At 67.1% G+C, this 9652-nt stretch carries 8 protein-coding genes; 7 read left to right on the forward strand and 1 reads right to left on the reverse strand.

Annotated elements, in window-relative coordinates; genetic code table 11:
* The 7 genes from AC1D15_RS09270 to AC1D15_RS09300 all read left to right on the forward strand — a co-directional run.
* A partial coding sequence (locus AC1D15_RS09270; RefSeq protein WP_477825750.1) for a methyl-accepting chemotaxis protein occupies positions 1-792 on the forward strand: 792 nt, incomplete at its 5' end.
* Positions 793-810: 18 nt separating this feature from the next.
* Positions 811-1284 carry a chemotaxis protein CheW gene (locus AC1D15_RS09275; RefSeq protein WP_477825751.1) on the forward strand — a complete coding sequence of 158 codons (474 nt, stop codon included), beginning with the start codon at positions 811-813 and terminating at the stop codon, positions 1282-1284.
* Positions 1284-2528 carry a CheR family methyltransferase gene (locus tag AC1D15_RS09280; protein WP_477825752.1) on the forward strand — a complete coding sequence of 415 codons (1245 nt, stop codon included), beginning with the start codon at positions 1284-1286 and terminating at the stop codon, positions 2526-2528. The genes AC1D15_RS09275 and AC1D15_RS09280 overlap by 1 nt, the downstream gene beginning before the upstream one ends.
* Position 2529: 1 nt before the next feature.
* The gene (locus AC1D15_RS09285) at positions 2530-3138 is read left to right on the forward strand and encodes a chemotaxis protein CheW (RefSeq protein WP_477825753.1); all 609 of its coding nucleotides are present in this window, start codon (positions 2530-2532) and stop codon (positions 3136-3138) included.
* Positions 3135-5372: a hybrid sensor histidine kinase/response regulator gene (locus AC1D15_RS09290; protein WP_477825754.1), complete on the forward strand. Its 2238-nt coding sequence runs from the start codon at positions 3135-3137 to the stop codon at positions 5370-5372. Before AC1D15_RS09285 ends, AC1D15_RS09290 begins: the two co-directional genes overlap by 4 nt.
* Positions 5369-6418 (forward strand): chemotaxis response regulator protein-glutamate methylesterase, encoded by a 1050-nt coding sequence (locus tag AC1D15_RS09295; RefSeq protein ID WP_477825755.1) that lies wholly within the window; start codon positions 5369-5371, stop codon positions 6416-6418. The genes AC1D15_RS09290 and AC1D15_RS09295 overlap by 4 nt, the downstream gene beginning before the upstream one ends.
* Positions 6402-7436 carry a diguanylate cyclase domain-containing protein gene (locus AC1D15_RS09300; protein ID WP_477825756.1) on the forward strand — a complete coding sequence of 345 codons (1035 nt, stop codon included), beginning with the start codon at positions 6402-6404 and terminating at the stop codon, positions 7434-7436. The genes AC1D15_RS09295 and AC1D15_RS09300 overlap by 17 nt, the downstream gene beginning before the upstream one ends.
* A 23-nt stretch (positions 7437-7459) precedes the next feature.
* Here the strand turns inward: AC1D15_RS09300 and AC1D15_RS09305 are convergent.
* The coding region (locus tag AC1D15_RS09305) for a prolyl oligopeptidase family serine peptidase (RefSeq protein ID WP_477825757.1) at positions 7460-9652 on the reverse strand (2193 nt) is incomplete at its 5' end.

A 9652-nucleotide genomic window follows, 5' to 3' on the forward strand; every position in this document is an offset into this window, starting at 1 on the left:
GCCACGTCCAAGGAGCAACAGGCCACCGCCAGCGAAATCGCCGCCACGACCACCGAGATCGGCGCCACTTCCAAGGAAATCTCCGCCACCTCGCGCGAGCTGGTGAAGACGATGAGCGAGGTGTCGCACGTCGCCGAGGAGACCGCCCTGCTTGCGGGCGGCGGGCAGGAAGGCCTGCAGCGCATGACCGAGACCATGCACAACGTGATGGAGGCCGTCGGGGCCATCAACGCCAAGCTCGCCGTGCTGAGCGACAAGGCCGGCAACATCAACCAGGTCGTCACCACCATCACCAAGGTGGCCGACCAGACCAACCTGCTGTCGCTGAACGCGGCCATCGAGGCCGAGAAGGCCGGCGAATACGGGCGTGGCTTCGGCGTGGTTGCCACGGAGATCCGCCGGCTCGCCGACCAGACCGCCGTCGCCACCTACGACATCGAGCAGATGGTCAAGGAGATGCAGTCCGCTGTGTCGGCCGGCGTGATGGGCATGGACAAGTTCTCCGAAGAGGTGCGCCGCGGCATGCAGGAGGTGCAGCAGGTCGGCGCGCAGCTGTCGCAGATCATCGCGCAGGTGCAGGCGCTGGCGCCGCGCTTCGAGGCCGTCAATGAAGGCGTGCAGGCGCAGGCGAGTGGCGCCGAGCAGATCAGCCAGGCGCTGACACAGTTGACCGAAGCCGCCCAGCAGACCGTCGACTCGCTGCGCCAGTCGGGGCAGGCGATCGACGGCTTGCACCAGGCCGCCGGTGGCCTTCGCAGCGGCGTCTCGCGCTTCAAACTGGTGGAGGCTTGATGAGCGAGGGCCCGCCGGATGCTATTCCTCCTCTTTCAGCTGGGCAGTGAACGCTACGCGCTCGATGCGGGTCAGGTCGTCGCCGTGCTGCCCCGGCTCGGCGTGAAGGCGATCCCCCACGCGCCGTCGTCGGTGGCCGGCCTGTGCCAATACCGCGGCGGCCCGGTGCCGGTCATCGACCTGAGCGAACTCGCGCTCGGCCGCCCGTCGGCCAACCGGCTGAGCACGCGCATCGTTCTTGTGCAATACCCCCACCCTGGCCCCGACCCCGTCGGCGGGCCGCACCTGCTCGGCCTGCTGGCCGAAAGGGCGACAGAAACGCTGCGTCGCGACCCGGAGGACTTCGTAGCGCCCGGCGTCAGCGTCGACGCGGCGTCCTATCTCGGCCGGGTGACTGCCGACGCGCGCGGGCTGATCCAGCGCATCGAGGTGCAGCGCCTGCTGCCACCGTCGCTGCGTGCGCTGTTGTTCGACGAGGCCACGGCGGCGTGATGGACACCGCCCGTTTCGAGCACTTGCTGAAGCAGACGATGGGCCTGGACGCGGCCTCCATCGGTTCGGCGTCCGTCGAGCGCGCGGTGCAGGAGCGGCTGTCGGCCTGCGGGCTGGCCGACGCACAGGCGTATTGGGAGCGGCTCAGCGGCTCGGGCACCGAATTGCAGGAACTCATCGAGGCGGTGGTCGTTCCGGAAACCTGGTTCTTCCGTGACCCGGCGTCCTTCGTGGCGCTGGCGCGCCTGGTCCGCGATGAGGGGTCGTCCCATCAGGCACAGGGCGTGCTGCGCCTGCTGAGCGTGCCGTGCTCCACGGGAGAAGAGCCCTATTCGATGGCCATGGCGCTGCTCGACGCCGGCTTCCAGGCAAGCGCGCTGCGCRTCGATGCCGTCGACATCAGCAACCGTGCGCTGGCGAGAGCACAGCGTGCAGTGYTCGGCCGCAATTCGTTTCGCGGCAACGACCTGGCTTTCCGCGATCGCCATTTCGTCGCCACCGCAGGCGGCCACAGTCCGGCCGACACGGTGCGCCAGTTGGTGCAATTTCGGCACGGCAACCTGCTGGACGGCCTGGTTGCCGGAGCGGAACTCTACGACGTCATCTTTTGCCGCAACGTGTTGATCTACTTCGACCGCGCAACGCAGGACCGCGCCCTCGCGGTGCTGGGCCGGCTGCTCGCGCCGCGGGGCTGGTTGTTCGTCGGCCCGTCGGAGACGGCCCTGCTGTCGGACCACGGATTCATCTCTGCGAAGCTTCCGCTCGCGTTCGCCTTCCGCAAGGGGCCAGTGCCCGGCAGCGTCATCAAGTTGCGCGCAACCCCTGCGCCATCCAGGCCCGTCCGAGCGCCGGCGTTGGCGGCCCCGCAGTCCGCTCGGCCCCGAGCGGCGCCGCCCGCTGCCGCGCCGAGGGCGTCTGCACGGGCCGATGCGTCGACGGGCATCGACCACGCACGGCGCCTTGCCGACCAGGGTCACCTCGCCGAGGCCGCGGCGCACTGCGAAGCGCATCTGCGCGAGCACGGTCCCACGGCCGAGGCGTTCAACCTGCTCGGCCTGGTCCGGGATGCGAGCGGCAAGACGGACGATGCTGCCGACCAGTACCGCAAGGCGCTCTACCTGGACCCGAATCTCCACGAGGCGCTGACCCACCTCGCGCTGTTGCTGCAAAAGCAGGGCGACACGGCCGGCGCGCAGCGCTTGCAGCGGCGGGCCAGCCGGCTGCATCGAGGCGGCGAGGCCTGACATGCAGGCCGCGTCAATCATCGCTGTCGACCCGGCGCGTGCCGCCGCCGCGCTGGCCCTGCTGGATCGGGAAGCGCCACCCGACTACCTCGCCGATTGCACCCGCCACATGGCACACGCTCCCGAGGCACGGCGGGCCGATGCGGGCTCGGTGGTCATCTTTCGCATCGGCACGGAATGGCTGGCCTTGCCGACGCCGGTGTTCCAGGAGGTCGTCGCCTTGCCGGCGATTCATTCGCTGCCGAACCGCCGCGACGGCGTCGTGCAGGGTGTTGCCAATGTGCGCGGCGAACTGCTGGTCTGCGTCTCGCTGGGCAGCGTGCTTGACCTGGTCGGCACAGCGCAGGCGGGCGAGGCCGGGCACGCACGGCAACGCCTCGCATCACGGCGCCTGGTGGTGATCGGCCTCGACGGCCATCGCCTGGGCTTCACTGTCGATGAAATGCGCGGCGTCCAGCGCTTCGATCCGGGCACATTGCAGGCGGTGCCCACCACCGTCGCCCGCGCGACGGCGACCTATTCCAAAGCGGTCCTGACCTGGGAACAGCGCGCCGTCGGCCTTCTCGACGAACAACTGCTGTTCTACACACTTGAACGGAGCCTGGCTTGAGCAGCGAAGATCTCAGCGAGCTGTCGATGCTGGAGCTGTTCCGCATCGAAGTGGAGAACCACACGCCCTTGCTGACGGCGGGACTGCTGGCCCTGGAGCGGGACCCGGAAGCGGCCGACCAGCTCGAGGCCTGCATGCGCGCCGCCCATTCGCTCAAAGGTGCCGCCAGCATCGTCGGCCTCGGCGTCGCGGTGCGCGTGGCCCACGCGATGGAAGACTGCTTCGTCGCCGCACAGGAAGGGCAGCTGCGATTGCGCCAGAGCCACATCGACCCGCTGCTCGGCGGTGTGGATCTGCTCGCACGCCTCGCTCGAACCTCCGGGACGGACCACGCTGACGAGACTCAAGTGAAGGCCTTTGTCGAGGCGCTGACACGCGCCATGCAGGCCGATGGCGAAGACGGCCCGGCGCCGAACGAGGCTGCGCCGGCGCCGCCAAGCGACGTCCTGCCGACCCGCCAGACAGTCATGGCCGCGCGCGACACCTCGGGCCGCGTCGTGCGCGTTACCGCCGACAGCCTGAACCGATTGCTCGGCCTGGCCGGCGAATCCCTGGTGGCCGCTCGCTGGCTCAAGCCCTTCGCCACCTCGCTGCTGCGGCTCAAGCGGCTGCAGCACGAGTCCGTGCAAAGAATCGATGCCCTGCTCGACGATGGGCCGGCAGCGACCGTGGAAGAGCGATCGCGGGCCGCACTGCACGAGATCAGGCGCCGCGTACTCGAGTGCGAGCAGCTGTTGGCGCAGGGGCTGGTCGACCTGGAGCCCTTCGAGCGGCGCTCGGCCGATCTGTCGCGCCGGCTGTACGACGAAGCGGTGGCCTGTCGCATGCGGCCGTTCGCCGACGGTGTCCAGTCCACGCCGCGCATGCTGCGCGACCTCGGTCGCTCGCTCGGCAAGCAGGTCCGGCTCGACATCGTCGGTGCCGCTACGCCGGTGGACCGTGACATGCTCGAGAGGCTGGACGCACCGCTGGGCCACCTGCTGCGCAACGCGCTCGACCATGGCATCGAATCGCCCGAGCAGCGTCGCGCCGTGGGCAAGCCTGCGGAAGGCGTCGTGCAGCTCGAAGCCCGCCACAGCGCAGGGGCGCTGCAGATCACCGTGTCCGACGACGGTCGCGGCATCGCACTCGACGCGCTGCGCCGCGCCGTGGTCGAGCGCAATCACGCCAAGGCCGAGCTCGCGGCAGAGCTGTCGGAGTCCGAGCTGCTGGAGTTCCTGTTCCTGCCGGGGTTCACGCTCAGCCAGCGCGTGACTGAAGTGTCCGGGCGCGGCGTCGGGCTCGACGTCGTGCAGGACATGGTGAAACAGGTGCGCGGCAGCGTCCGCGTGTCGACGCAGGCCGGCCTCGGGACGCGCTTTCAACTGCAAGTGCCGCTCACGCTATCGGTTGTCCGCACCCTGCTCGTGCACATCGGCGGCGAGCCGTACGCCTTCCCGTTGGCACGCATCTTTCGCGCCCTGAAACTCGCTCCGCAGCAAGTCGAAGTCCTCGAGGGACGGCAGCACGTCGACGTCGACGGGCGACGCGTCGGCCTCGTCACTGCGCACCAGATCCTGCAGGCGGGCGAGCCGAAGGCAGCGGGTGGCGACTTGTCAGTCATCGTCGTCGGCGACCACGAGGACATCTACGGCCTGGTGGTGGACCGCTTCCTCGGCGAATGCGAGCTCGTGGTGCAGGCGCTCGACCCGCGCCTGGGCAAGGTCAAGGACATCAGCGCCGGTGCGCTGATGGAGGATGGATCGCCGGTGCTCATCATCGACATCGATGACATGATGCGTTCGGTCCAGAAGCTCATCGCGTCAGGCCACCTGAGCCAGGCGTCACCGGGCGCCAACGCAGCCGACACCAAGAGGCGCAAGCGCGTGCTGGTGGTCGACGATTCGCTGACGGTGCGGGAGCTCGAACGCAAGCTGTTTGCGCAGCACGGCTACGACGTCGAGGTCGCCGTCGACGGCATGGACGGCTGGAACGCCGTGCGCACCGGTCACTTCGACCTGCTGGTGACCGACATCGACATGCCACGAATGGATGGCATCGAGCTGGTGACGCTGGTCAAGAAGGATCCGAACCTGAAGTCGCTGCCGGTGATGATCATGTCGTACAAGGATCGCGCCGACGATCGCCGGCGCGGGCTGGAGGCCGGGGCCGACCACTACCTGACCAAGGGCAGCTTTCACGACGAGACGCTGTTGCAGGCGGCCACCGACCTGATCGGCGAGGCCGTCGCATGAAGATCGCGATCGTCAACGACATGGCCATGGCGGTGGAGGCCTTGCGGCGCGTGCTGGCGCTGCGGCCGGAACACCGCATCATCTGGGTCGCCGAGAACGGCGCGCAGGCGGTGCAGCGCTGCGCCGAGTTGCGGCCCGACCTCGTGCTCATGGACCTGCTGATGCCGGTGATGGACGGCGTCGAAGCCACGCGCCGAATCATGGCCGAGACACCGTGCGCCATCCTGCTCGTCACCGCCAACATGGGTATCAACACCGCTCGCATCTTCGATGCGATGGGCCACGGTGCACTCGATGTCGTCGATACGCCGGCGCTGGTCGGCAGTGACCTCCGTGCGGGCGCCGCGCCCCTGCTGGCCAAGATCGAGATCATCGGCAAGCTGATCGGCGACAGCGTCCCGGTCAGCGCCATGGTCGCCCGGGCTGCTTCGGCGAAGCGCGGGACCCGTCCACAGCCATTGGTCGCGATCGGCGCATCCGCGGGTGGGCCGGCGGCGCTGGCCACGCTGCTGCGCGGTCTGCCGGCGGACTTCCCTGCCGCCGTGGTCATCGTCCAACATGTGGACGAGCAGTTCGCCGCCGGCATGGCGGAGTGGCTCGGACAGCATTCGGTGCTGCCGGTTCAGGTCGCCCGGGAGGGTGATCGGCCGACCCGCGGCGCGGTGCTGCTCGCCGCCACCAATGACCATCTGCGGCTTGTGACGAGTGAGCGACTTGCGTACACGCCCATCCCGCAGGAGTATGTCTACCGCCCGTCGGTCGACGTGTTCTTCCACAGTGCGTGTGCCCTGTGGCCGGGCGACGTCGTCGGCGTGCTGCTGACCGGCATGGGGCGCGACGGCGCGCTCGGTTTGAAGGCATTGCGCGACCAGGGGCACCACACCATCGCGCAGGACCGGGCGAGTTGCGCCGTCTATGGCATGCCGAGGGCCGCTGCAGCGCTGGACGCCGCGGTGGATGTCCTGCCCATCGACGCGATCGCGCCTCGATTGCGCGCTGCGCTTTCCATCAAACCAGAACCAGGGGGTCATGATGGTCAACCTTGAAACGAAGAACCTCGATGCGCCGACGCCATTCGCGGCGAAGGACTACCCCGTCATGGTGCTGTTGGTCGACGACCAGGCGATGGTCGGAGAGGCCGTGCGCCGCACGCTGCTGAACCAGCCGGGCATCGATTTCCACTATTGCTCCGATCCGGCGAAGGCGATCGCGGTGGCCGAGCAGATCCGGCCGACGGTGATCCTGCAGGACCTGGTCATGCCCGGCATCGACGGTTTGACGCTGGTTCGCCGATACCGCGCGAATCCGGCCACCAGCGAGATTCCGATCGTGGTGCTGTCGACCACCGAAGACCCGGCCGTGAAGGGCGATGCGTTCGCAGCCGGCGCCAACGACTATCTCGTCAAGCTGCCGAGCCAGATCGAGCTGGTCGCGCGCATCCGCTACCACTCCAAGTCGTACTCGAACCAGTTGCAGCGCGACGAAGCATACCGGGCCCTGCGCGAGAGCCAGCAACAACTGACGGAGACCAACATCGAGCTGGAGCGGTTGACCCACTTGGATGGACTCACCGAGATCTGCAACAGGCGCTATTTCAACGAACACATCCAACTGGAATGGAGCCGGTCATTGCGCGACCAAAGCCCGCTTTCCGTGTTGATGATTGATATCGACGACTTCAAGCTGTACAACGACACCTACGGCCACCTGGGTGGAGACGAGGCCTTGAAGCAGGTGGCAAGCACCTTGCAGCTGAATGCCAACCGGTCGACCGATCTGGTCGCCCGTTACGGTGGTGAGGAGTTCGCACTGATCATGACGACCACACCGCTGACCGGAGCAAGCTTCATGGCTGAAAAACTTCGCGGGGCAGTGCGGGACCTTCAACTGGTGCATGGCGGTTCGACGGTGGCCCGGCACCTTACCGTGAGCGTCGGCGGCGCCTCGACGATCCCGCAACGCGGCGGCTCATCTCTTCAGCTCATCGAAGCCGCGGACATGGCTCTCTACGAAGCCAAGCGATCCGGGAAAGACCGCGAGGTGATGCATGAGTACCGGCGTTGACGGACCCAGGCGCCCCAACACCTTCAGTCACCTGTCAGGCGTCGGCGACCCGATCTACATCGGCGGCGCGGCCGCCACCCAGGAAGCCCCGCGCGCCAGAACACGAAGGCCCACATGTCGGCATGGAGCGCATCGTCCTGCGACTTCGTGTTTCCGAAACCGTGCCCGCTTTCCGCGTCGATTCGCAGCAGCACGGGGCGTACCGATCCCGACGCCTGCAACGCAGCGGCAAACTTCGCCGGTTCCCACGGGGAGACGCGTGGATCATTCAACCCGGAAGTGATCAGCACCGCGGGATACTGGACACCGGGGCGCACGTGCTGGATCGAGTCCATCGCGTAGAGGTTCCTGAAACCACTCTCCGTCTCGATGGTTCCGAACTCCGGAATGTTCAGCGGCCCGACCGGCTGGAACTCCTGCCGCAGCGTGTTCACACCTGGAACGATGGCGATCACCCCGGCGAACAGATCGGGTCGTTCGGTGAGTGCACGCCCCAACGTGATGCCGCCGGCGGACCCTCCGAAGGCAAACAGCTTGTCCCTCGTCGTGTAGCCGCGTGCAATGAGATCTTCAGCGCAGGCAATCAGGTCGCGCCAGGAGTTGGGCTTGCTCGCGTCCTTTCCAGCGAGGCGCCATGCCTCGCCCAACTCGCCACCACCGCGGACGTGACAGTACGCGTAAGCGCCGCCGGCCTCAAGGAAGCTGGCCGTGCGAAAGCTGAAGTTGGCCAGCTGCGAAATCCCGTAGGCGCCGTACGCCTGGATGACGACAACCTGCGGGCCCTTGATGTCCCTGCGGTGGATCAGCGTCTCCGGGATGCTCACGCCGTCGTGCCCTTTGGCGTCCAGGTCGTGGACCGTGTAGCGGCTGGAGTCGTAAGGCGGCGTCACACCGAGCTTCAGATCGGCAAAGGATTTTCTCGTCGGATCGTATGAGAGGGTCGATGGCGGGACGACAAAGCTCTGCACATTGAGCGTTATTCCCATCTGGCGCGCATCGGCAAACGCCTCGAGAACCAATCCCTTGAAGGGGAGCGCGACCTCCTCGATTCCCCCCGAGGCATGCGGGAGGCGCAACAGCACGGAATAGGCGCGATGGCGCGCCAGCACATACAGGGCATCCGCCGCCACATGGATTGATTCGATGACACGGTTCTCCTGCGCAGGCACCAGCACCTTGGCCGCCGACAGCGGCTGGCCCGCCTTGACACCCAGCACCTGGAACGTCGGCGCATTCTTGTGCGACAGCAGATACAGCGTATCGCCGGCCGCCTTCACCGCCGTGATGTCGTCCGTGCGCGCAGCCAGCGGCTCCCACGCGAGCTTCTCGTCGTTCAACCTCGATGCGGGCGCTGTCCACAATGCCAGTTCGCTCTGCGTGCCGTTCAGCGAAGACGCTATCGCCAGGGACGACGTCGGCCAGATGTCGAGCACGGGGGTTTCGTCAGCAGAGAGTGAAGGCCCGCGACCTGCGGTCGAACCCAGAATCCTGATCGGCTCGGATTTCATGTTCCAGGAGTCAACCGTGGTGTTGCGGTATTTTTCAGACGCGTCTTCGCCGACGGCAGGTTGCTTCAGCCGAGTCACATAGAGGCGTTGGGAATCGGAGCTCCAGGCGGCGAAGCCCGGGTCTGCGCGATCGAGCGGACCGGCCACCAGCCTCCCGGTCGCGGTGTCGTGGACGAAGATCGATGACGCCTCGGATCCGCCTTGTGAAAGTCCGGCGGCGACGCGCGAGCCATCTGGAGAGACGACGAAATAGTCAATCGCGTAGGGCGCGCCACCCGTGGATGCGCGCAGTGCTTCGAGATCAATGATCTTGCGCTTGCCGGCGTCGTCGTTCACGACGAGATCGAAGACATCGGACCCCGGCGCACGTTCCTCGTAGAAGGCTCGTCCGCCGCGAGCAACGTAGCCTTTCGTCAGCCCGAAGCTGGCCGTGAAAGCCGCGATCCTTGCTTCAAGCGCGGCACGCTGCGGAATGGCCGAAAGGACGGCGTGCGCATGCGTCCCTTGCGATCGGATCCATTCCACGGTCAATGGATCCATGGATTCCATGTAGCGATAGTTGTCCGTCACCGGCGTACCCCACAGCACCTCGGTMACGGGCTTCACGGGCGCCAGGGTCGCACGCGTTGACCCGCCCACCGCGGCGAGCGGTTCGCTCGACGTCGGGACCTGCGTCGTACAGGCGGCTCCCATCAGTGCGATCCAGGC

This window comes from Rhizobacter sp. P2_H2, from assembly GCF_056403375.1.